Here is a 22,619-nt window from a genome sequence, read left to right as displayed (position 1 = left end):
GGTGACATGAGTCTCTGGATCCCAGTCACCATCGCCGCCGCCAGTTTTCAGACTGTGCGGTTCATGCTGCAAAAATCCTTGAGCAGCGTGAAACTGTCCGCCTCCGGCGCGACCTTTGCGCGATTTGCGTATTCCATGCCGCTGGCCGTTGCCGGGCTGTTTGTGGCGATGCTGACAACGGGCGCCAGCTTGCCTCCGATTGGCGGAGTGTTCTGGCTGTACGCTGTCATCGGAGGCACGGCGCAAATCCTGGCGACGATCTGTGTTGTGGCGTTGTTCAAACAACGAAACTTTGCGGTCGGGATCACCTTCAAGAAAACCGAAGTCATTCAGACCGCGATCGTCGGCTTTCTGGTTTTGGGCGACAGCGTTTCCAGCGGCGCGCTGGTTGCGATCTTGTTGGGGTTGATGGCGGTGCTTTTGCTGTCGAAAACCCCCGGAGGAGGCGGCGCCTGGTGGCGGCATCTGACCAACCGCGCGTCCCAATTGGGGCTTGGATCAGGGGTTTTGTTTGCGTTCTCCGCCGTCAGCTATCGCGGGGCCTCGTTGCAATTGGGTGATGTCGACGCCTGGTTCCGGGCATTGATCACCCTGGCCGCCGTCGTGACGTTTCAGTTCGTCAGCATGGGCCTGTGGCTGTTGTGGCGCGACCGGGCCGAACTGCGCGCGGTGTGGCAGACCCGATCCACCGGCGTGTTTGTCGGCCTGACCAGTCTGGGCGGTTCGTTTTGTTGGTTCTGGGCCTTCACCCTGCAAAACGCAGCCTATGTCAAAGCGCTGGGGCAGGTAGAGCTGATCTTCAGCCTGATGGCCTCGATCCTGTTTTTCCGCGAGACGATCACCCGGCGAGAAATCGCCGGGATGTTGCTGTTGGGTGTCTCTATACTGGCCTTGGTGTTGGCGATTTAGCCGGCACGACGCTCGTCAAAGCTCAGGGCAATAAAGCTGGGCAGGTGATCGCCCATACCCACCACGGCCCGGCCATTGTCTTCCTTGCGCCCACGGCCACGCCCTTTGGGCTCTCGCTCTTTCCGGGTGTCTTTCCTGGCTTCGGAGTCCCGGGCTTTTTTCTCGGGCTTCGGCTTTTCAGGCTTGGGCTCTTCCTTGACCGGATTGTCGATGCGCGGGATGTCCTTCTGGATCAGCTTTTCGATCGCGGCCAGGGCTTTTTCATCGCGGACCGAGCAGATCGTGATGGCCTTGCCTTCGCGCCCGGCGCGACCGGTGCGGCCGATACGGTGCACGTAATCTTCGGGGTGGCCGGGGACGTCGAAATTGAACACGTGGCTGACGGCTGGAACATCCAGACCGCGCGCAGCGACGTCGGACGCAACCAGCAGACGCAATGATCCGTCGCGGAACCCGTCCAGCGTCTTCATCCGTTGCGATTGGTCCAGATCGCCATGGATCGCGGCAGCGTCATAGCCGTATTTCTTCAGCGATTTCGCGCAGATATCGACATCTGTCTTGCGGTTGCAGAAGATGATTGCATTGGTGCACTTTTCGCCCTCTGCGTCGATCAAGGCGCGCAGCACGTTGCGTTTCTGGCTTGCTTCACGGTCCCGACGGCCGCCTTTGAACATGACAACGCCCTGTTCGATCGTCTCGGATGCGGTCGCTTGCCGGGCGACTTCAACCCGGGCAGGGGCGGACAGGAAAGTATCCGTGATGCGCTCGATCTCGGAAGCCATGGTCGCCGAGAAGAACAATGTCTGCCGCGTGAACGGCGTCAGCGAGAAGATGCGTTCGATATCAGGAATAAAGCCCATATCCAGCATCCGGTCGGCTTCGTCCACCACCATGATCTGAACACCGGTCAGCAGCAGCTTGCCACGTTCGAAATGGTCCAGCAGGCGGCCCGGAGTTGCGATCAGAACGTCGACGCCGCGGTCGATCAGCGCCTCTTGCTCTTTGAAGCTGACACCGCCGATCAACAACGCCTTGGTCAGTTTCAGGTGCTTTGTATAGGTGTCGAAATTCTCGGCCACCTGAGCAGCCAGTTCCCGCGTCGGACACAGGACCAGCGAGCGCGGCATGCGCGCGCGGGCGCGGCCACGGGCCAGCAGGGTGATCATCGGCAGTGTGAAGCTGGCGGTCTTGCCAGTGCCGGTCTGGGCAATCCCCAAGACATCACGGCCTTCCAGAGCGGGCGGAATCGCGCCTTCCTGGATCGGAGTGGGGGATTCGTATCCGGCCTCTTCAATGGCTTTGAGGACCTTCGGGTTCAGGTTCAGTTCGTTGAATTTTGTCATGTATGTCCGGTTTTTGCGGACACTTGACCAGGCCCGCGCGTCAAAGATGTGCCGGGCCCGGATGGCCATGCGCATAATGCGACATTTCGGCTTGTACGCGGACATAACAAAAACGTTGATCGGGGTCAAATGAAGAGAATTTCACCTGTCCCTGCCTGTTGTCTGCGGTGAATTTCAGCAACAATTCAGCAACTTCCGGGAAAGTGTTTCTGTAGTTTTTCGTCCAGGTTCAAAGGGCGGTGGCGCAGCAGGCCGTGGCGTTCCAGGTTGGCGCGCACCTCTGCGTCCGCGCCGCTCATTTCATTGTAGAACGCGCGCAGCCCGTCCATGCCCTGTTCGGCCTCGATCCAGTTGAGCAGTTCATTCTTGTTCAGCCCGCCCTGTTCGCGCGGAACATTCGGAGCCATGCCGGCCTGATACGAGCCACGATCCATACGGAACTGGTAATGTGCTATCCAGTGGTTCCAGTCCGGCGCATGACGATGGCACAGATCGATCTGGGCAAGCTCGAATTTGCAGGGCAGCAGCACCTTGTTCTGAAACAGGTTGTGGATGCGGATGCTTAGGTTTTTCAAGCCGGTGCGCACGAACAGCTTTCCCTGAACGTGACTCAGGAAACCGCCCATGACGAAGGCGCCGTAATTCGGGTAAATGGTCTCGACCAGCGCTTCGCGGTTCGGGCCACGCGGGATATGAGCTTTGTACAGGTCATCGCCCCCGGCCAAGGCCTCCAACGGGCGTACACGCACCGCGGGAACCGTGTCTGGAACATCGCGCAGAACATCAGAAATGGGGGCCGCCGGCCAAAGAAACTCATCCACATCGATATGTGTCAACCAATCCAGCCGGGTGTTTCGATAGGCAAAAGTGGCGTGAACCGACTGGCGCACCTGGTGCTTTTCCGGTCGTGCGCGTCCGCGTTTTTCCCAAAAGGCGTCATCACAGTTACGGACCCGGACCTTGGGATGCATTCTCAGAGCCCTGAACGTGCGGCGGTTGGGTTCGTCCATGTAGATATACATGAAATCCGCCCCCAGTTCGAGGTGATGGGCCACGAACCGAAGGACGTCTTCGGTTGGTCCCCGGACCATGGATACAATGCCCCAGGTGGTCATTTGTGCGGTTCGCGGGCGTCGCGCATGCGTTTCAGGCGTCGAAAAATTCCACCTGGGTCCTTGTTCAATTGGATCATCAGGTGATCCACCAGCGGCGCAATCGTGGGATCATTCATCGCCTTGGTCCAGATCGGAGCGATGAGATTGACGTCAAGCCCGCCTTTTTCAAAGGAAAAGCCTTTCATCTGATAGGGCAGCGGGACGTGGTTCCTGTCCTTGAACTGAAACGGCGTTTCCGGGGCCAGCCCCGAGAAGAGCCGCTCGAACTCATACAGCTTCATCATGCTGAAGAACACGCGCAAGGCATGTCCGACCTCGCGCTGTGTCGGCGTTTGACCGTGATCCGCAAAAGTCTGAACAGACGACACCAGCCAACGCAGGTCGAGGGCGGAAAGAAGATGGTCGGATTGTTCGTCCCACAACCGGCAGAACAGCGCAGGGGCCTGACGCGGAAAGGAGCGTTTTCTGAGGTTCGAGATCAGCTGGGCGTTCAGGAAGGCAAGCTCTGACTTTCCGACGAATTCCCGCGCGATCTGAACGCGTTTGCGATCCCAAGTGGTGCTGCGCCCGGGCGGCAATTCGGTGGCGGTGTTGGGCACGGTGAGCTTGGCCAGTTCTTCCAGATTGACGTCAAGCTCGGGCAGGGTCAGGGTGCCGAACTGAAACGGGCTGCGCCGGTTCTCATAGCTGTCCAGCATGTCGGGCAGGCCACCGGAATAGGTCAGTTTGTCGTCACTCATGCGCGCAGGATTGCACAGCCAAACCTGCCTGTGCAATCAGACAGTTGCCTCAGGTCATCATCTCTTTTGTCGCGGTCAGGTTCAGCGCGGGATAGTCACGGACCACCCGATCGATATCCCATTGCAGGCGGGTCAGATAGACGATGTCGCCGTCATGATCATGCGCGATGTGCTGCTTGTTGGCGTTGACGAACTTTTCGACCTCGGCCTTGTCACCACTTACCCAGCGGGCCGAGGTGAACTGCGATGCTTCGAACCGTACCGGCAGGCCATATTCCATCTCGATCCGGCTGGCGAGCACTTCGAACTGCAACGCGCCCACGACCCCCACGATAAAGCCCGAGCCGATCGAAGGCTTGAACACCTTGGCCGCACCTTCCTCGGCGAATTGCATCAGGGCTTTTTCCAGATGCTTGGCTTTCATCGGGTCGCCCGCGCGGACGCCTTGCAGAAGCTCCGGCGCGAATGACGGAATGCCGGTCACCCGCAGCGCTTCGCCTTCGGTCAGCGTGTCACCGATGCGCAGCTGCCCGTGGTTGGGAATGCCGATGATGTCACCGGCCCAGGCCTCTTCCGCCAACTCGCGGTCAGAGGCCAGGAACAATACGGGGTTCGAGATCGCCATCGGTTTCTTGCTGCGCACATGGGTCAGCTTCATGCCGCGCTTGAAGTGGCCGCTGGCCATGCGGACAAAGGCCACCCGGTCGCGGTGCTTGGGGTCCATGTTGGCCTGAACCTTGAAGACAAAGCCTGCAACTTTCTTTTCATCTGGGGAAATCTGGCGGGGTTCAGCGGATTGAACCTGTGGCTGCGGGCCATAGGCGCCGATGCCTTCCATCAGTTCCTTGACGCCGAACGAGTTGATGGCTGAGCCGAACCAGATCGGGGTCATGTGGCCTTCCAGAACGGCCTGCGGGTCAAGTGCGGGCAGCAGCTCGCGGGCCATCTCGACCTCTTCCAGCAGTTTGTCCAGCAAATGCTCGGGCACGTGTTCCGCCAGTTTGGGGTCGTCCAGCCCGTTGATTTCGATGCTTTCGGCCACCTTGTTGCGGTCGGCGCGATCCATCAGTTCAAGCCGGTCGCGCAGCATGTCATAGCAGCCGATGAAATCGCGCCCCACGCCGATGGGCCAGGCGGCGGGCGTGACGTCGATGGCCAGCATTTCCTGAATTTCGTCGATGATCTCGAACGTGTCGCGGCTTTCGCGGTCCATCTTGTTGCAGAAGGTCAGGATCGGCAGATCGCGCAGGCGGCAGACCTCGAACAGTTTCTGGGTCTGGCTTTCCACACCTTTCGCGCCGTCGATCACCATGACGGCCGCGTCCACGGCTGTCAGCGTGCGATAGGTGTCTTCCGAGAAATCGCTGTGGCCGGGTGTATCCACCAGGTTGAACCGGAAGTTCCCATAGTCGAACGACATCGCCGAGGCCGAGACCGAGATGCCGCGATCCTTTTCCATCTGCATGAAGTCCGACCGGGTCCGCCGCGCCTCGCCTTTGGCGCGCACCTGACCGGCCATCTGGATCGCGCCCCCGTACAGCAGGAACTTTTCCGTCAGCGTAGTCTTTCCCGCATCAGGGTGCGAGATGATGGCGAATGTCCGGCGCCGGGCGATCTCGGGCGGCAGGGTGGGTTGGTTCGAGGTATCAAGCATGAGCGCGCGTATATGCGGGGAATCCTGCCGAAGCAAGACAAAGGGTCTGGTACGAATCATGGGTCTGTGGCAAAAAGAACATATAGTGAACAAATGATGGAGTGGATCAATGAATTTGAAAGAGATTGCCGATGAACTCGTGGCTGGTTGCCGGGAAGACCGGGCCAAAGAAAACCTGTCCAAGCTGTATGCGCCGGATGCGGTGTCGGTCGAAGGGCAGGATTTTCAGGGAATGGGTCGGGAAACCAAAGGAATCGACGCCATCCGTGGCAAGCATGAGTGGTGGGAAAGCGCGCATGAAGTGTCTGGTGCGTCCGTCAGCGATCCGCTTCCTCACGGCGACGACCGTTTTGCCGTGATTTTCGAAGTGCAGGGCACCGTGAAGGAAACCGGCGAAGCGTTCGATATGCGCGAAGTGGGTGTTTATCACGTCGCCGACGGCAAGATCATCCGGGAAGAGTTCTTCTATTGATCGACGATCCGTTTCTGGTCTTCCCTGTCTGGCCGGTGCTAGACATGCGGCGATGACTGACAGGGAGGATCCGATGGATCTGGGAATTCAAGGAAAACGCGCGCTGGTCTGTGCCAGCAGCAAAGGATTGGGTCTTGGCTGCGCCGAGGCGCTTGCCGCGGCTGGCGTGAATCTGGTGATGAACGCACGCGGCCCCGAGGTGTTGGAGGCTGAAGCCGCACGCCTGCGGTCAGAGCACGGCGTCGAGGTGCAGACAGTGGCCTGCGACGTGACCACGCCCGACGGTCAGGCGCAGGTGATCGAGGCCGCGCAGGGCGTTGATATACTTGTGACAAATGCCGGCGGACCGCCGCCCGGATCGTGGTCGGACTGGGAGCGTGATGATTTCATCAAGGCGCTGGATGCCAACATGTTGACGCCGATTGCATTTATGAAGGCCCTGCTTCCCGGAATGATGGAAAAGGGGTGGGGCCGGGTGGTGAATATCACCTCGCAATCCGTGCGTGCGCCAATTGCGGTTCTGGGCCTGTCAAACGCGGCGCGTACAGGTCTGACGGGCTATGTGGCCGGAACCTCGCGTCAGGTGGCTCCACACGGGGTGACCATCAACAACCTGCTTCCGGGCATCCATGCCACGGACCGAGCGGATTCTCTGGACAGCGGTGTGGCGGCGCAACAGGGTATTTCAATTGACGAAGCGCGTTCCAACCGAGCGGCGACGATCCCGGTCAGGCGCTATGGTTCGCGGCAGGAGTTTGGTGCGACCTGCGCGTTTCTGTGTTCGCAACATGCGGGCTTCATCGTTGGCCAGAATATCCTGCTGGACGGCGGTGCGACCAACCTGACGATGTGATCATGGCGCAGGGGTTTTCGTTGAAAGATCAGTTGTTCAACGCTGAGAAAGTCTGCTTTCTCAGCGACTTGTTCTTGGATGCTGAACCGGGCTTCGACGCCTATGCGTTTCAGGCACAGGTCATGTCGCGTCTGCCTGAACTGGAACTGAAACAGCGTATGAGCTGGATCGCGACATGCCTGCAACAGGCCGTGCCGGGCGACTTGCCGACAGTCGCCCCGGTGATTTTACGGTCTTTGCCGCCTCCGCTGGACCCTGCCAGATCGGATGATGATTTTGGCGATTTCATTTTCGCGCCGCTGGGTGAATGGGTCGCGGCCGTCGGGCTGGATCACGTCGATCTGTCTCTGGATGTGTTGGAGGAGCTGACGCAGCGGTTTTCGATGGAATGGGCCATTCGGCCTTTCCTGAACCATGCCCCAGACAGGGTGCTTGGGCGGATGCAGGACTGGTGTACCCACGGCAGCTATCACGTGCGCCGATTGGTCAGCGAGGGAACGCGGCCCCGTCTGCCATGGGGGCAGGGCATCGGTCTGGGTCTGACGGACCCGTTGCCGCTGTTGGACAGGTTGCACGGCGATCCGACCCGGTATGTGACGCGGTCGGTGGCCAACCATTTGAATGATATCACCAAGAAAGACCCGAGCCTGGTGCTGGGGCGTCTGGACAAGTGGCGCACCGAGGCGCGACAGACCGCGGCAGAGCTGGAGTGGATGACCTCTCATACGCTGCGCGGATTGGTCAAGGCCGGGCACCCTGAGGCGATGAAGATGCTGGGATATGACCCTGATGCGGATATCGCCGTGACAATTGATCTGAGTTCCGAGGCCCGTATCGGCGAAGCGCTGGAGTTTTCCGTTGATCTGACCGGGGCAGGGAAACAACCGGTTCTGGTGGATTATATTATTTATTTTCAGCGCCCTGCGGGAAAAACATCACCCAAGGTGTACAAGCTGAAACAGGCGGCTTTGAACAACGGCAGGCTCACGTTGGCCAAGCGTCACAGGCTGAAGGGTGATGCCTCTACCTTCAGGCTGATCCCCGGCGCGCATCGGCTTGAGGTTCAGGTGAACGGCGTAGTCCGTGCCGGTGTGGACTTTGAGTTGCTGGAGTAGTTGGGTGCAGGAACACTCACGCTTTCGTCAGAACGACCGTGGCCGGATTGCGAATGCAAGGCCACTGCACTAGCTGCGTACAGGCTAGCATGACGGGGAAGCAGCGATGAAACACGATTCGGTACGGAATTATTATGGTGAAGTCCTGCAAAGCAGTGCGGACTTACAGACCAACGCCTGTTGCACGCCTGACGACATGCCGGATCATCTCAAGCGGATTTTGTCCAGGATTCATGACGATGTGCTGACCCGATATTACGGGTGCGGTCTGATCGCGCCTCTGGATCTCGAGGGCATGTCGATCCTCGATCTTGGCTGTGGGGCGGGGCGCGACGTCTATGCGCTGTCTGCCATGGTTGGTGAAAAGGGCCGGGTCGTCGGTGTGGACATGACGCCCGAACAACTGGACGTTGCCCGCGCGCATCAGGAATATCACGTCCAAGCCTTTGGGCACGCCAAAAGCAATGTGGATTTCCATCACGGCTATATCGAGAAGCTGGAGGAACTGGATCTGGAACCCGGATCGTTCGACATCATCGTCTCGAACTGCGTCATCAACCTGGCGACCGACAAGGATGCCGTGCTGCGCGGCGCGCATCGGTTGCTGAAAGAAGGCGGCGAGATGTATTTCTCGGACGTCTATGCCGACCGCCGTGTCCCGCAGGCGATGGCCGCGGATGAGGTTCTGTATGGCGAATGTCTGTCCGGTGCATTGTACTGGAATGATTTCCTGTCGATGGCGCGCAAGGCAGGTTTCGGTGATCCGCGCCGGGTGACGCACCGCCCGCTGACCATCGAGAATCCTGCGCTGGAGGATCGTGTTGCCCCGCTCAGATTCCTGTCGGCGACCTACCGTCTGTTCAAGCTGCCGGAGCTGGAACCGGCCTGCGAGGATTACGGCCAGGCGGTGGTCTACAAAGGCACCGTTCCCAACGCGCCGCATGCGTTTGTTCTGGACGATCACCATGTCATCGAAGCCGGCAAGGTCTTTCCGGTCTGCGGCAATACCTGGATGATGCTGCGGGACACGCGGTTTGCCCGCCATTTCGACTTTATTGGCGATTTTTCCACCCATTTCGGCATTTTCGAAGGCTGCGGCGGCGAAAGCCCGTTCGAGGCAACAGGCGAAACCGCATCATCCGGCGGTTGCTGCTGATCTCTTGCACCTGAGGGGCGGGGTTGCTATCCCCGCCCAAGCCCGATGGATTTGATCGGGAAAGGCAATGGGGTCCATCGGTGACAGGTAACGCAACTCCTCCGCGTCTGGAAATTCGCAACATTGTTCGCCGGTTCGAAGGGCGGGTCGTTGTGGATGACGTGTCTTTGACGGTGCAGGCCGGCAAGGTGACCTGTTTGCTGGGGCCGTCAGGTTGCGGGAAATCCACCACCCTGCGCATGATTGCCGGGGTCGAGATGCAGGACTCGGGCGAGATTTACGTCGATGGCAAACTGATCTGCGACACCGTGTTTCGGGTACCCCCGGAACGGCGCGAGATCGGGTTGATGTTTCAGGACTTTGCGCTGTTTCCTCATCTGAGCGTGGCCAACAACGTGGCCTTTGGCCTGAAAGGCAGCAAGGACGAAAAACGAGCCCGGGTCGAAGAGCTTTTGCGCAAAGTGGACCTGATGCGGTTCATCGACGGGTTCCCACATCAGCTGTCTGGCGGCGAGCAACAACGTGTGGCCCTGGCCCGCGCTTTGGCGCCACGGCCCCGGATCATGCTGATGGACGAGCCCTTTTCGGGCCTCGACAACCGTCTGCGCGACGGTATTCGGGATGAGACGCTTTCCATTCTCAAGGAAGAGGATGCGGCCGTTCTGCTGGTCACGCATGAACCGGAAGAGGCGATGCGGATGGCGGATGAGATCGCGCTGATGCGGCGCGGCAAGATCGTCCAGCAGGGCGCGCCATACAATGTCTATACCCGGCCGGCGGACAAGGCTGCCGTGGCCTTTTTCAGTGATGTCAACGTGTTGCGGGCGCAGGTGAACGGAGCGCTGGCAGACACGCCGTTCGGCCAGTTTCTGGCACCGGGTATTCCGGATGGAACGGATGTCGAGATCGTATTTCGCCCCCAGCATGTCAAACTGGATTTCGACCGTAACGGCAAGGGCCCGCTGCCGACCGCAACTGATGGCGTTGCCGCGCGGGGCGTGGTCGAGCGCGCGCGTTTTCTGGGAAACGAAAGCCTGGTCGAGTTTCGCATGGACTACGACGGCTCGATCCTCAGGGCGACGGTCCCCAATGTCTTTGTGCCCAATCCGGGCCGTGTCATGTGGCTGACCATTCGTCGCGACAAATGTTTCGTTTTCCCCGAGGCGCAGAGTTAACCTCTCGATTTCCGTGCAAGTGGTGCGCGAAAGCCTCAGATTGCAGGGTCGCGTCGCTTGCCGCATCGCGAGGCTGGGTCTATCAAGGGCCAAACGCGGGGGTAAATCGGGCACATGCGTATTCTTCTGACCAATGATGACGGGATCAACGCTCCGGGCTTGATCACGCTGGAGGCGATCGCTGCCGAACTGGCAGGTCCGGATGGTGAGGTTTGGGTGGTCGCGCCCGCCTTTGAACAATCGGGTGTTGGGCATTGCATCAGCTATACCCATCCCACGATGATCGCCAAGTTGGGCGAACGGCGTTATGCGGCGGAAGGGTCGCCTGCGGATTGTGTGTTGGCGGGGCTGCATGACGTGATGTCAGACTGCCCGCCGGATCTGGTCCTGTCCGGCGTGAACCGGGGCAACAACTCGGCCGAGAACACGCTTTATTCGGGTACTATCGGCGGCGCGATGGAAGCGGCGCTGCAGGGGGTTCCTGCGATTGCTCTGTCACAGTATTTCGGCCCGCAAAATCTGGGGCTGGACGACCCGTTCGAGGCTGCCGCGCGGTTCGGGGCCGATCTGGTCCGGCGTATTCTGGATGCAACCCCGGTCGAGCAGGGCGATTACCGCCTGTTTTACAACGTGAACTTCCCCCCTGTTCCGGCAGATGAAGTGCGCGGTACGCGCGTTGCCGCGCAGGGATTCCGGCGCGACACGCATTTTACGGTCGAGCCGCACAGCTCGCCCTCGGGGCGGCGGTTCCTGTGGATCAAGGGTGGCTATCAGCATAACCCGACTGCGCCGGGAACGGATGCTGCGGTCAATCTGGAAGGCTATATCTCGGTTACACCGATGCGCGCCGACTTGACCGCATATGACATGCTGGAGGCATTGAAGGCGGTCGAATGAGCGGACTGGACCCAGAAACCGTGATGCAGTTCCTGTTTGCCCTGCGCAAACGGGGGGTCACGGATGCGCGCGTTCTGGAGGCAATGGAACAGGTTGATCGGGGCCGCTTTGTCACCGGCCTGTTCGCAGATCGCGCTTACGAGGACATGCCATTGCCGATCTCCTGCGGTCAGACGATCAGTCAGCCGTCGGTCGTTGGTCTCATGACGCAGGCGCTGGACGTTCGGCCGCGCGATACCGTGCTCGAGATCGGAACCGGGTCAGGTTACCAGGCCGCAATCCTGTCGAAACTGGCGCGCAGGGTCTATACGGTCGAACGCCATCGGCGGCTGGTCAGCGAGACAGGGAAGCTTTTTGCCGATCTGGGGCTTACGAATATCACGGCCATGTTGTCGGATGGATCCTTTGGCTTGCCGGAACAGGCTCCGTTTGATCGGATCATCGTGACGGCCGCAGCCGAAGACCCTCCGGGACCGCTCTTGGCGCAGCTGAAAATCGGGGGTATTATGGTATTACCCGTGGGTCAGTCGGACACGGTGCAGCAGTTGATCAAAGTAACGCGCACCGAGGCCGGCCTGGACTATGAAGAATTGACGTCGGTCCGTTTCGTGCCCCTGCTTGAGGGGCTTGGCAAGGACGAGGCGTAACAGGCTTGATAAATTTGGTCGCCGGAACCCCGGACAACAGGGGCGGGCGTTGAGGACAGTATTATGAGTGCAGTATCCAAATCAGCTATGCGTCGCTGCGCGACCGGAGTGGCCGCTCTGGCCATTCTGGCCGGGTGTGAGGGGCCACTGGATTACGACCTGCGCGGTCAGGTCGGCGGATTTTCGACCACTGATGCAGTGCAGTCGGCAACAACGTCGCGCCCGTCGCCCGACAGCCGGGGGGTGATAACCTATCCGAACTACCAGGTTGTCGTGGCCCGACGCGGCGACACGGTGCGCGATGTTGCCGCGCGTGTCGGCCTGCCCGAGGGTGAGCTGTCGCGGTTCAACGGCCTTCAGACAACCGATACCCTGCGAGAGGGCGAAGTTCTGGCCTTGCCGCGTTCGGTAGGTGCAGGCAGTGGCGTAGATATCGCATCAGTTGCCGGAGCCGCCATTGATCAGGCCCCTGAAACGGGGGGCGTCCGGACGACGACGCTGGAGCCCGCCAAGCCAGCCCCGGCGCCCGTCGCAAGCGGGCCGGAACCTGTCCGCCACAAGGTCAAGCGCGGCGAGACGGCGTACACAATTTCGCGCCTCTATCAGGTTCCGGTGGAATCGCTGGCGGAATGGAACGGCCTGGGGTCCGACTTCACCGTGCGTGAAGGTCAGTTTCTGTTGATCCCGGTCAAGAACCAATCCGCGCCACGTCAAAGCGCTGCTGCAACGGCACCGGTTGCGGCCACCGAGGTAACGGAGCCGGGGCGGGGGTCGCCGACGCCGACGCCTCCAAGTGCCACGCAGCCCTTGCCCGACGAAAAGGTCGCGCCGCGCGCTGAAGCCCCTGATGTGACGGCCGAAGCCCCGACAAACACGCGATCTACGGCCCTGTCCCTGCCGGTCAGCGGCACCATCATCCGCGGCTATAAAAAGGGCAAGAACGAAGGTATCGACATCGCTGCGGCCCCCGGCACAGCCGTCACCGCGGCTGAGGCCGGAACCGTAGCGGCGATTACCGCGGACGCGGATCAGGTTCCGATCATCGTGGTCAAACACAAAAACGATCTGCTGACGGTCTATGCCAATGTTGATGGCATCACCGTCAAGAAAGGGGATCGTGTACGCCGTGGACAAAAGCTGGCGCAGTTGAGGGGCGGAGACGATGCCTATGTGCATTTCGAGGTGCGCAAAGGGTTTGAATCAGTGGATCCAGATCCCTACCTGAAATGATACATCGCTCGTTTCGGGCTGTGCCTCTGCCCGAAACACTTCTGAATACGGCTGCCTGTCAGGCGTTTGGGTCGTAGTCGCTCAGGCGTTTTCCTGGCTCGTCTGCGAAGATCTCTGGCAGCGGCGAGACGGATTCGATCAGGTCGATACGGAAGACACGGAAACCGTTTCGCAATTCGCACCATGCGGTAAGTGTCCAGACCCGTCCCCAGTATTCCATATGCAAGGGACGGATTGTGCGTTCAGTCAGAACGCCGTCAATGCGGCGGTAGGACAGCCGAAGCTTTTGGCGTGATTTGATGGCGGCGCGGATCGGAGCCATATGTGCAAGCCCGCGGGCTGCATCTGCAAAAGGGTAGACCGCGAATTTCCAGCTATCGGCTTCGGCCACAACCTGTGTGGGCAGGACGGCATCGATCTTGTCTGCCAGAGAGTTCGCGGCGGCTTTCAGGTCTGGATCTGCGGCTTCGGCCACGATCGCCATGCCGAGGTTCAGGGCCTCAAGCTCGGCCGGGGTCAGATTCAGCGGCGGCAGGGTGATCTGCTCGCGCACCATGTAACCCACACCCCGCTCTCCTTCGACAGGAACACCCGAGGCGACCAGCGTGTCCATGTCGCGATAGATGGTACGGACCGACACCTCGAGCCGGTCCGCGATGTCCTGCGCGCGGTGCAGTTTTCCGTCGCGCAGGATCTGGATGATATCGAACAGGCGGTCAGTTCGGCGCATGACACGCCGTCCGGACCGCGCCTAGGCAGTCATGTTCCATAAAACAGCCTCATGGCGCATCTGAACGCTTTCAGGGTTGATGACCGCCATCATGCCTGCTGCACATTCCTGTTGCGGGAACTGTGCCGCAGCGTCCTGCGCGGCCTTCATGTCCGTCCAGACGACATAGTCGGTCCAGCGACCGTCTGCGCCTTGGCTGAGCTGTCGATGGGCAAAGCCAGGTGCGCTGCGAACAAAGGCTTCGGATGCCTTGCTGAGCTTTACAAACTCTTCAGGGGTGGTGCCGTTGGCAAGAGTGAAGGTGACGATTTCAGCAACATGGGTCATGTGAGTCTCCGTTGACCAGGTTTCGATGCCATCGTTCTAGCCACTTCCAACTGACATAAACCTGTCAGTTGGAAAATGCGAGCCCATAGTTTTTTGCAGATGAGGTCAATTTTCGCCCTCAATCTGTGCCGGATCCCTTTTGGGACAGGGCCTGGGGGCGTAAACACGGACCCAGTTCATATTCCCGGCGCACAAGGGCGCCGATGAAAAAGGAGAAATGAGATGCTGAACAATATTGGCCTTCCCGGTCTTCTGCTGATCGCCGTTGTGGTTCTGGTTCTGTTTGGTCGCGGCAAGATCAGCTCGCTGATGGGCGAAGTCGGCAAAGGCATCACCGCGTTCAAGAAGGGCGTGAAGGACGGTTCGGAAGAACTGGAACAGGACGCGTCGGAACTGGCCAAGGACGTGACGCCTGAAACCGAGAAAGACAAGGCGTAAGCGCAGATGTTTGATCTGGGCTGGACCGAACTTCTGGTCATCGGCATTGTCGCCCTGATCGTTGTCGGGCCGAAGGACCTGCCGGTTTTGTTCCGCAATGTCGGGCGGTTTGTCGGCAAGGCCCGTGGCATGGCACGCGAATTCAGCAGCGCCATGAACGAGGCCGCCGATCAGGCCGGTGTGAACGAGATCAAGAAAGGTCTCAACGCCGCCGCGAATCCGGTTGGTTCGGCCATGGACGGCGTGAAACAAGCCGCGCAGGATATGGCAAAAAGCATGGATCCCACCAAGTTCGATCCTGACAGCGAAACCGGTAAACTGGCAGCCGAGCGAGCCGAACAGGCCAAGAAAATTCAGGCCTCAACGGCCCGCGCTGCCGCCGAGCGCAAGGCCAAGGAAGCTGCCGAGGCACTGGCCAAGGCCGAAGAAGCCGAAGCGGCGCTGAAGACTGAAGGCGAAACATGACCAAGACCGACGAGATCGAAGATACCTCGGCCCCATTGATCGAGCACCTGGCCGAGCTGCGTACGCGGTTGATCCACTGCGTCGTGGCTTTTCTGGTCGGGATGATCATCTGCTTTACGGTGGCCACGCCGATCTTCAATTTTCTGACCAACCCTTTGTGTGAGGTCCTGACCGAGCGCGGACAGGATTGCGGCCTGATCTTCATCTCGCCGCAGGAAGGGTTCTTTGTCGCGATCAAGGTTTCGCTTTTGGGGGGCTTCATTCTGGCGTTTCCCTATATCGGGATGCAGATGTGGCGCTTTGTGGCTCCGGGCCTCTACAAGTCAGAGAAGAATGCGTTTCTGCCCTTCATGCTGGCTTCGCCCTTCATGTTCCTTCTGGGCGCCAGCTTTGCTTTCTATGTCGTCACGCCCCTGGCCTATGACTTCTTCCTTGGGTTCCAGCAATTCGGCGCTGAAGGCGAAGCCGTGGCCGATGGCGCAACGGCTGCACCGCTGAGCGTGGTGTTTCAGGGTTCGGCACAGGAATACCTGAACCTGACGATCAAGTTCATCGTGGCCTTTGGGCTGTGCTTCCAATTGCCGGTTCTTCTGACCCTCATGGGCAAGGCAGGTCTGGTCAGCGCCGAGGGTCTGGGGGCCGTGCGCAAATATGCGGTGGTCGGCATTCTGGTGCTGGCGGCGATCGTGACGCCTCCTGACGTGATCACGCAGATTATCCTTTTTGTGGTGGTCTATGGCCTTTATGAGATTTCGATCTTCCTGGTGGCCCGGGTTGAAAGGAAGCGGGAAGAGCAGTTGCGGGCTGAAGGTTACTACGACGATGAAGAAGCCGAAGCGGACGAAGATCTGATGCGGGAATTCGAAGACGACAAGTAACCTGCTGAAACAACAGCCGAGGCGCGCCCCGTTCGGGCGCGCCTTTTTCGTTCGCGGGCCTTGTTGCGCCAATCAGAACATGCTTTGAACCGATCCGTATCTGACCGGAGAAGCCGATGGACGACCAAGCCCTGAACCGTATTGCTGCCGCGTTGGAGCGCATGGCGCCGGCGCCTTTGGCCACACCGGATTTCAATGCGGCCCCTGCCTTTGTCTGGCATGTGGAACCGGAACGCCTGGAACCGGTCGAACAGATCAATCGCGTCGATCTGGATCTGCTGGTCGGCATAAATCGGTCGCGCGACACGTTACTTGACAACACCCGCCGCTTCGCGGCCGGCTACAAGGCAAACAATGCACTGTTGTGGGGCGCGCGCGGGATGGGCAAATCCAGCCTCGTAAAGGCCGTCCACGGTACGCTGAGCGCAGATCATCCTGACCTGAAGCTTGTGGAACTACAGCGCGAGGATATGGCCTCGGTCGCGCGTCTGCTGAACCACCTGCGCGCGGCGCCTTATCGGTTCATCCTGTTTTGCGACGACCTCTCGTTCAGTCACGATGACCAGCATTACAAATCGCTCAAGGCCGTTCTGGATGGCGGTATCGAAGGTCGCCCGGAAAACGTGGTGTTCTACGCGACCTCGAACCGCCGTCACCTGATGCCGCGGGACATGATTGAAAATGAACGTTCCAGCGCCATCAACCCGTCAGAGGCGGTCGAGGAAAAGGTATCACTGTCCGACCGCTTCGGTCTGTGGCTGGGATTCCACCCCTGCGATCAGGACGAATATCTTGCCATGATCGACCGCTATTGTGCCGCCTATGGCGTTTCGGTCGATGCCGAAATCCTGCGCGCCGATGCAATTGAATGGCAGGCCACGCGCGGATCGCGTTCAGGCCGTGTCGCGTGGCAGTTCTTCGTCGATCTGGCCGGGCGGAACGGCGTTCATATCGCCTGATTCCAGCTTCATCTGGCTAAAAATATCCCCGCCGGAGGCATGGCCCGTCAGGGCCATTTCCTAAAGCAGCGCCAGGATCCGCGCAGCTTCATCTGCGGTGCTCGTCAGTGCATCGCGATCTTCGCCCGGGTGGAACCGGGCACGCACGGCGGTCGGCATCGGTGCTGGTTCCACGATCGAAACGCGCGGACCGGTGCGTTCGGTCTCGGCCGCCCAACTGCGGGCCAGCGCCATTTGCGCGGCCTTGGTGGCACCATAGATGCCATAGAACTTGTGACCGGCTTTCGGGTCATCGAAAAACACCGCGTGGCCGTTTTCACCCAGCAGCGGCGCGACATATGGGATCAGGACCGAGGTTGCGTTTGCATTCGTGTTGACTGCCTTGGTCCATTCCTTGGGGTCAACGAAATGTACCGGTGTCAGCGCCGAAGTGTGAATGGCCGTATGCAGCCACAAATCCACCTTGCCCCAACGGTCATGGATCCCGCGGCACAGGGTTGCCATCGCGTTCGGATCAGTGATGTCCATCGGTGCCAGCGTGGCAGAGCCACCCTTGGCCTTGATGCGATCGTCCAGTTCTTCCAGCCCGCCAGTGGTCCGGGCGACGGCGACAATGTGGTATTCGGGCGCCAGCGCTTCGGCCAGGGCAGCGCCCAGCCCGCGCGAGGCCCCGGTTATCAGGGCGATTTTGGTCGTATCGGTCATGCCTGCGGTTTGAACCCCCGCGCGCGGGGCGTCAAGATGTGATCAGCCGCCGGGGATGGCGATACGCCGGGTCTGGCCGCTTTGTCGCAGCATTATGCCATGCTCATCAATCGCGATAACTGTGCCCGAGGCAACGCGGCTTCCGGGTTTTACTTCTTTCACGCGGCCTGATGACAGGCGCATCAGGGCGCGCATATCCGCTTTCGGCCCGAATACGCCCAGAACCGAGACGGAATTCTTCTTCAGCGCGCCCCGCTGTGTGGCCGCGCTTTGGACTTTGGCGTTTGACATGATCCGCGGACCGGGCTGTGGCCCGGACCCCTTTTTGAGTGAGTGGTCGCGGCCGGATAGCAAAACGCTCAAGCGAACAAAAGCGCTGCACGGACAGGTGTCATCACGATTTGGCGCCCTTGAAAAAAGCCCTTGTGATTGCGTGGTATTCGCCGACTGGTTGTGGCAGATTTCCACTCATTCACATCCCATGACAGCAATCAAGCCGGTCGACAGCTATCGGTTGGCCGGGATGTTCCGCCGTTTTGATTCGCTTTTCAGAATGGAAAACTGACGGTGTCAGTCCCGTTTCGTCCGCTCAGCCCGAGGCCAGTTTCGCCGCGTTCCAAGACTCGCCCGGAACCTGCATGTCGGCCCGCTTCTGGCTGACACGGCTGCTGTTCTCCAGATTGTCCAGATAACCTTCGCTGACGCTGCCCGTGATGTACTTGCCGTCAAAACAGGAACAGTCGAAGGCTTCGATCTCGGGATTGCCCTCCTTGGCGGCCCAGATCAGATCTTCCAGGTGCTGATAGAACAGGGCGTCGGCACCCAGTTCTTCGCGGATCTCTTCGATTTCCTTGCCGTTCGCGATCAGTTCGGCCTTGGTTGGCATGTCTATACCGTAGACATTGGGGTATTTCACCGGCGGCGAGGCGCTGGCGACATAGACCTTCTTGGCCCCGGCATCGCGGCACATCTGAACGATCTTCTTGATGGTGTTGCCCCGTACGATGGAATCGTCGATCAGCAGAACACTATGGCCGTCGAATTCCAGCGGCACGGCATTCAGCTTGCGGCGGACGGATTTCTGCCGTTCCGCCTGACCCGGCATGATGAACGTACGCCCGACATAGCGGTTTTTCACCAGCCCTTCGCGATAGGGGATGCCGGTGATCTTTGCGGCTTCCAGGGCCACGGGGCGGGCGCTGTCGGGCACCGGGATGATCCGATCGATTTCCAGCCCCGAGTCCTGAATCTGTTTCGCCAGCGTCTGGCCCATGCGCATCTGCGTCTTGTAAACCGAAACACCGTCCAGCAAAGAATCCGGGCGCGCCAGGTAGACATACTCGAAAATGCAGGGTGTCAGCTTGCCTTCGACCGCCTGAAACTCGTGCATATTGCCGTCCAGATCGATCAGGATCGCCTCACCCGGGCGAAGATCACGCAGCTTTTGAAAGCCGTTGATGCCAAAGGCCACGTCTTCCGAGGCAAAGGCATAATCATCACCGTCTCCGTCCACTTCGCGTTTGGCGACCGAAAGTGGGCGAATACCAAACGGATCGCGGAAGGCCAACATACCGACACCCGCGACCAGACAGATCACGGAATAGGCGCCCTGAACGCGTTCCATCGTCATCTTCACACCGGCAAACAGATTGCGGATGGGTTCGCCGTTGCCATTCACCTTGATCGCGTCCGCCACTTTGTCGGCCAGCACGTTCAGAAGTATTTCAGAGTCTGACGTGGTGCGCAGGTGACGGCTGTATTTGCCGGTAACCTTTTCGCGCTGTTCGGCGGTGTTGGTGATGTTGCCGTTGTGAACCAGATAGATGCCGTAAGGGGCGTTCACGAAAAAGGGCTGCGCCTCGGCCGCGCTGAGGGACCCCGCCGTCGGATAGCGCACATGCCCCATGCCCACACGACCCAACAGGGTTTCTGCATCCTGGGCGTTGAACACATCCTTTACCAGACCGTTGGCCTTCTTTTCCCGGAAGAATTCGCCGTTGTAGGTCACGATCCCTGAGGCATCCTGACCCCGGTGCTGCAACATCAGCAGCCCGTCATAGATTTCGGCAAAAACATCATGTGTCCGGCTTGCGATTCCCAAAATCCCACACATTTAAGGGGCTCCAACTTCTATGACGATTTGACCTGAGGGTTGACCGCCGTTCGGCATCGGATCCTCTGCAAGGCGCGTGCGGTCGGTTTGGTGGCAGGCGACAAAGACGCCAATAGGGCGACCATCACAACGACCAGCGCGCATTCGAACAGAAAGAACAAGATCGGTGGCTCCGATTCCGTGGCGGGTTGGCCTCCACATAATGCCTAATGGCGTGGCTGTCATCAAAGGATCACACTCACCTATTGCCGCAGGTCGGGATTTCGCGGATCGGGGCAGGGTCAGGAAGAAGATGACATGTGCAATCAAATGTGCTGTCATGCCAATTAATATGTGCAAAACAGGATGGGTGAAGCACGCAAAGGGCCGGAATGTGGCAACATAAACCTCAAAAGAAGCAGGACCGGATCAAACAACGGTGCCACAGGTGCCGGGGAATGGGCCGGGCGCCCTGTCAGATCTGCAACGGGGCGGGCGAAGTTGTCAAAAGCCGGGATATTCTTGGCAAACCGATCTCCAGCAGATGCGACGGGTGTTTTGGGCTGAAAACGATCCGCTGCACGGTCTGTGGCGGGGAAGGGTATGTTTGAATCGAAAAAGCCCGGACAGTGCCGGGCTTTTATTACGCAATGCACCCCATGATTACCCGTCAGTTGGTGCTGTGGTTTCGGGTTGTTCGTTTCCTGCCGTGCAGCTGGCGACCAGTTCTTCGTATTGTGCAGTCACCCAACCCAGAGCGGCTTCGGGGTTTTGCTCTTCAATCTGGCTGCTGAACTGCTCGAACACTTTGGCCGAGCGGCTTTCGTCCACGATTGTATAGGATTGGCCGGTCATGACCGTATCATAGACAAAGAAGGCGATTGCAACCAGCAGAATGCCGCGCGCGATGCCGAAGAACAGCCCCAGCGCCTGATCCAGACCGCCCAAAGCCGAGCGCTGCACCAGCGATGAAAACAGCGGTGTGAAGATACTGACCACAATCAAAGCCACGGCAAAGACGGCTGCAAAGCCGGTGATCACCGACAGTTCACAACTGTCGCGCAGGAAATCTCCGACCACAGGGATTTCTTTGACCAGCGGCACAGCCTGTGGGGCAAAGATGAATGCCAGAACGGCCGCCGCGACCCAGCCTGCAATGGCCAGAACTTCGCGCATGAAGCCACGTGAGTAGGCCAGCAAGCCCGACAGCACGATGATCAGGGCGACGACCCCGTCAATTATAGTAAAACCTTCCATGGCCCTCGCCTGTTCTTTTTCTGCCCCTCGGGGCGCGACTTTAACCTGCTCCGAAGGTTTCGCCAACAAACCCCACCAAATCAGAGGGTCGGGTGAGTGTCAGACCTGCCACAGTGCCGGTTTTGCCACCAGCCGGAGCAATTGCCGCCGTGAAACCAAGTTTTTGCGCTTCTTTCAACCTGTTTTCGGTCTGTGGGGCCGGTCTAAGTGCCCCGGACAGCGAGATTTCTCCGAATACGACCGTGTCGGCGGGCAATGCTGTGTCTTCTCGGGCACTGAGAAGGGCGGCAGCCACAGCCAGATCGGCGGCGGGTTCGCTCACTTTCAGACCTCCGGCAACGTTGAGATAGACGTCGAGCCCGGCAAAGGGAATGCCGCAGCGGGCCTCGAGCACCGCAAGGATCATTGCCAACCGCCCGCTGTCCCACCCAACAACGGTGCGGCGGGGCTGTGAGTGGGGCGAGGGTGCGACCAGAGCCTGCAATTCGACCAGCACGGGTCGGGTGCCTTCAATGCCCGCAAAAACAGCAGAGCCGGGGCTTGGCCTGCCACGTTCGGACAGGAACAGGGCCGAGGGGTTGGTCACTTGCGCCAGACCCTTGCCGGTCATTTCGAACACGCCGATTTCGTCCGCTGGCCCAAAGCGGTTCTTAACCGCGCGCAGGATGCGGAACTGATGGCCGCGCTCGCCCTCGAAATATAGGACGGTATCAACCATGTGTTCGACCACGCGAGGGCCCGCGATCTGGCCTTCCTTGGTGACGTGGCCAACCATGATGATCGAAACACCGTGCCGTTTCGCAAACGTGGTCAGTTCATGGGCCGCGGCCCGGACTTGTGATACGGAACCGGGTGCGCTGTCGACATTGTCTGCCCACATCGTCTGAATCGAATCGATGATGGCCAGGCCTGGTTTTTCGGCTTCCAGCGTCGTGAGGATGTCGCGCAGGTTGGTTTCGGCGGCAAGTTGAACGGGGGCGTCCTCAAGCCCAAGACGGCGGGCGCGCATACGCACCTGTGCGCTGGCTTCTTCGCCCGAGACATAGATGGTTTTCACGCCCGCACGCGCGAAACGCGCTGCGGCTTGCAGCAGCAGGGTCGATTTCCCGATGCCGGGGTCTCCTCCCACCAACAGGGCGGAGGCCGGGACCAGCCCGCCGCCCAGAACACGGTCCAACTCCTCGACCCCGCAGAGGGTGCGGGGCGGCGGTGTTTCCTCGGTGGACAAATCCGTGAGTGCGATGGACTGGCCGCGTTTGCCGCCGAGGGATTTTCTGGCCGGGCCAGTCGATATGGGCGCGTCCTGAACGATGGTGTTCCATTCGCCGCAACCGTCGCAGCGTCCGGACCATCGTGTATGCGTCGCACCGCAGGCCGAGCAGGAGAAGGATGTCGTCTTTGCCATGACGCACTTGGTGCCCGAGCTTGGGCGGTTCTTCAAGCCCTTGCGGGCGTTCCTCAC

25 protein-coding genes are annotated in these 22,619 nt (G+C 59.7%); 14 read left to right on the top strand and 11 right to left on the bottom strand.

From position 1 onward, the window contains the following. Positions 1 to 6 precede the first annotated feature (6 nt). Positions 7 to 909 (top strand): EamA family transporter, encoded by a 903-nt coding sequence (locus I9185_RS04610; RefSeq protein WP_210092449.1) that lies wholly within the window; start codon positions 7 to 9, stop codon positions 907 to 909. On the opposite strand, the gene I9185_RS04605 is transcribed toward I9185_RS04610, so the two are convergent. The 4 genes from I9185_RS04605 to I9185_RS04590 form a co-directional block, all read right to left on the bottom strand. After that, complete coding sequence (locus I9185_RS04605; protein WP_171632019.1) at positions 906 to 2,252, bottom strand: DEAD/DEAH box helicase; 1,347 nt, start codon at positions 2,250 to 2,252, stop codon at positions 906 to 908. The two genes, I9185_RS04610 and I9185_RS04605, sit on opposite strands and share 4 nt — an antisense overlap. A 185-nt stretch (positions 2,253 to 2,437) precedes the next feature. Continuing rightward, the gene (locus tag I9185_RS04600) at positions 2,438 to 3,367 is read right to left on the bottom strand and encodes a glycosyltransferase family 2 protein (protein ID WP_245223405.1); all 930 of its coding nucleotides are present in this window, start codon (positions 3,365 to 3,367) and stop codon (positions 2,438 to 2,440) included. Beyond that, positions 3,364 to 4,107 (bottom strand): hypothetical protein, encoded by a 744-nt coding sequence (locus I9185_RS04595; protein ID WP_210092448.1) that lies wholly within the window; start codon positions 4,105 to 4,107, stop codon positions 3,364 to 3,366. The genes I9185_RS04600 and I9185_RS04595 overlap by 4 nt, the downstream gene beginning before the upstream one ends. Before the next feature lie 49 nt (positions 4,108 to 4,156). Then, entirely contained in the window at positions 4,157 to 5,761 is a 1,605-nt protein-coding gene (locus I9185_RS04590) for a peptide chain release factor 3 (protein ID WP_210092799.1), read from the bottom strand. Positions 5,762 to 5,870: 109 nt separating this feature from the next. On the opposite strand from I9185_RS04590, the gene I9185_RS04585 reads away from it, so the two are divergent. The 8 genes from I9185_RS04585 (at position 5,871) to I9185_RS04550 (ending at position 13,306) form a co-directional block, all read left to right on the top strand. After that, positions 5,871 to 6,233, top strand: a complete 363-nt coding sequence (locus tag I9185_RS04585; protein ID WP_171362741.1) for a nuclear transport factor 2 family protein — start codon at positions 5,871 to 5,873, stop codon at positions 6,231 to 6,233. A 73-nt stretch (positions 6,234 to 6,306) separates the two neighbouring features. Then, positions 6,307 to 7,086 (top strand): SDR family oxidoreductase, encoded by a 780-nt coding sequence (locus I9185_RS04580; RefSeq protein ID WP_171723639.1) that lies wholly within the window; start codon positions 6,307 to 6,309, stop codon positions 7,084 to 7,086. 2 nt (positions 7,087 to 7,088) lie between these two features. Further along, positions 7,089 to 8,201 (top strand): hypothetical protein, encoded by a 1,113-nt coding sequence (locus tag I9185_RS04575; RefSeq protein WP_210092447.1) that lies wholly within the window; start codon positions 7,089 to 7,091, stop codon positions 8,199 to 8,201. A gap of 106 nt (positions 8,202 to 8,307) precedes the next feature. Continuing rightward, positions 8,308 to 9,357, top strand: coding sequence for a methyltransferase domain-containing protein (locus I9185_RS04570; protein WP_210092446.1), 1,050 nt, complete (start codon positions 8,308 to 8,310; stop codon positions 9,355 to 9,357). Between the two features lie 80 nt (positions 9,358 to 9,437). Further along, a complete protein-coding gene (locus I9185_RS04565; protein ID WP_171115602.1) occupies positions 9,438 to 10,532 on the top strand; it encodes an ABC transporter ATP-binding protein in 1,095 nt (364 codons plus the stop codon). Between the two features lie 114 nt (positions 10,533 to 10,646). Continuing rightward, on the top strand, positions 10,647 to 11,429 hold the full coding sequence (gene surE / locus I9185_RS04560; RefSeq protein ID WP_171632035.1) for a 5'/3'-nucleotidase SurE: 783 nt from the start codon (positions 10,647 to 10,649) through the stop codon (positions 11,427 to 11,429). Then, complete coding sequence (locus I9185_RS04555; protein ID WP_152458180.1) at positions 11,426 to 12,076, top strand: protein-L-isoaspartate(D-aspartate) O-methyltransferase; 651 nt, start codon at positions 11,426 to 11,428, stop codon at positions 12,074 to 12,076. The genes surE and I9185_RS04555 overlap by 4 nt, the downstream gene beginning before the upstream one ends. A 63-nt stretch (positions 12,077 to 12,139) precedes the next feature. Then, the gene (locus tag I9185_RS04550; protein WP_171723149.1) at positions 12,140 to 13,306 is read left to right on the top strand and encodes a LysM peptidoglycan-binding domain-containing protein; all 1,167 of its coding nucleotides are present in this window, start codon (positions 12,140 to 12,142) and stop codon (positions 13,304 to 13,306) included. A 58-nt stretch (positions 13,307 to 13,364) separates the two neighbouring features. Here the strand turns inward: I9185_RS04550 and I9185_RS04545 are convergent, their stop codons facing one another. After that, the gene (locus tag I9185_RS04545; RefSeq protein ID WP_171167846.1) at positions 13,365 to 14,036 is read right to left on the bottom strand and encodes a YafY family protein; all 672 of its coding nucleotides are present in this window, start codon (positions 14,034 to 14,036) and stop codon (positions 13,365 to 13,367) included. Positions 14,037 to 14,057: 21 nt separating this feature from the next. Beyond that, complete coding sequence (locus tag I9185_RS04540; protein WP_210092445.1) at positions 14,058 to 14,363, bottom strand: hypothetical protein; 306 nt, start codon at positions 14,361 to 14,363, stop codon at positions 14,058 to 14,060. 222 nt (positions 14,364 to 14,585) lie between these two features. On the opposite strand from I9185_RS04540, the gene I9185_RS04535 reads away from it, so the two are divergent. From I9185_RS04535 to I9185_RS04520, 4 genes are all read left to right on the top strand, one after another. Then, positions 14,586 to 14,801, top strand: a complete 216-nt coding sequence (locus I9185_RS04535; RefSeq protein ID WP_152458176.1) for a twin-arginine translocase TatA/TatE family subunit — start codon at positions 14,586 to 14,588, stop codon at positions 14,799 to 14,801. Between the two features lie 6 nt (positions 14,802 to 14,807). After that, complete coding sequence (gene tatB / locus I9185_RS04530) at positions 14,808 to 15,266, top strand: Sec-independent protein translocase protein TatB (RefSeq protein ID WP_152458175.1); 459 nt, start codon at positions 14,808 to 14,810, stop codon at positions 15,264 to 15,266. Beyond that, complete coding sequence (gene tatC, locus I9185_RS04525) at positions 15,263 to 16,144, top strand: twin-arginine translocase subunit TatC (RefSeq protein ID WP_171362748.1); 882 nt, start codon at positions 15,263 to 15,265, stop codon at positions 16,142 to 16,144. Before tatB ends, tatC begins: the two co-directional genes overlap by 4 nt. 116 nt (positions 16,145 to 16,260) lie before the next feature. Continuing rightward, the gene (locus tag I9185_RS04520) at positions 16,261 to 17,103 is read left to right on the top strand and encodes an ATP-binding protein (RefSeq protein ID WP_209832915.1); all 843 of its coding nucleotides are present in this window, start codon (positions 16,261 to 16,263) and stop codon (positions 17,101 to 17,103) included. A 60-nt stretch (positions 17,104 to 17,163) separates the two neighbouring features. Here I9185_RS04520 and I9185_RS04515 read toward each other — a convergent pair whose 3' ends face one another. Continuing rightward, entirely contained in the window at positions 17,164 to 17,808 is a 645-nt protein-coding gene (locus I9185_RS04515; RefSeq protein ID WP_171632046.1) for an SDR family NAD(P)-dependent oxidoreductase, read from the bottom strand. Positions 17,809 to 17,850: 42 nt separating this feature from the next. Then, positions 17,851 to 18,099 (bottom strand): hypothetical protein, encoded by a 249-nt coding sequence (locus I9185_RS04510; protein WP_152458171.1) that lies wholly within the window; start codon positions 18,097 to 18,099, stop codon positions 17,851 to 17,853. Between I9185_RS04510 and I9185_RS04505 the strand changes: the two genes are divergently transcribed. Continuing rightward, a complete protein-coding gene (locus I9185_RS04505) occupies positions 18,098 to 18,373 on the top strand; it encodes a hypothetical protein (protein ID WP_210092444.1) in 276 nt (91 codons plus the stop codon). The two genes, I9185_RS04510 and I9185_RS04505, sit on opposite strands and share 2 nt — an antisense overlap. Before the next feature lie 24 nt (positions 18,374 to 18,397). Here I9185_RS04505 and purF read toward each other — a convergent pair whose 3' ends face one another. The 3 genes from purF to radA form a co-directional block, all read right to left on the bottom strand. Beyond that, positions 18,398 to 19,921, bottom strand: coding sequence for an amidophosphoribosyltransferase (gene purF / locus I9185_RS04500; RefSeq protein ID WP_171632051.1), 1,524 nt, complete (start codon positions 19,919 to 19,921; stop codon positions 18,398 to 18,400). A 642-nt stretch (positions 19,922 to 20,563) separates the two neighbouring features. Further along, positions 20,564 to 21,157, bottom strand: a complete 594-nt coding sequence (locus I9185_RS04495; RefSeq protein WP_171632054.1) for a CvpA family protein — start codon at positions 21,155 to 21,157, stop codon at positions 20,564 to 20,566. Positions 21,158 to 21,197: 40 nt separating this feature from the next. Then, complete coding sequence (gene radA, locus I9185_RS04490; protein WP_152458168.1) at positions 21,198 to 22,562, bottom strand: DNA repair protein RadA; 1,365 nt, start codon at positions 22,560 to 22,562, stop codon at positions 21,198 to 21,200. Positions 22,563 to 22,619 lie beyond the last annotated feature (57 nt).

The sequence above is a fragment of the Ruegeria sp. HKCCSP346 genome, from assembly GCF_017872595.1.
Classification (GTDB): Bacteria; Pseudomonadota; Alphaproteobacteria; order Rhodobacterales; family Rhodobacteraceae; genus Ruegeria.
This window is presented reverse-complemented; position numbering and strand designations above follow the sequence as displayed.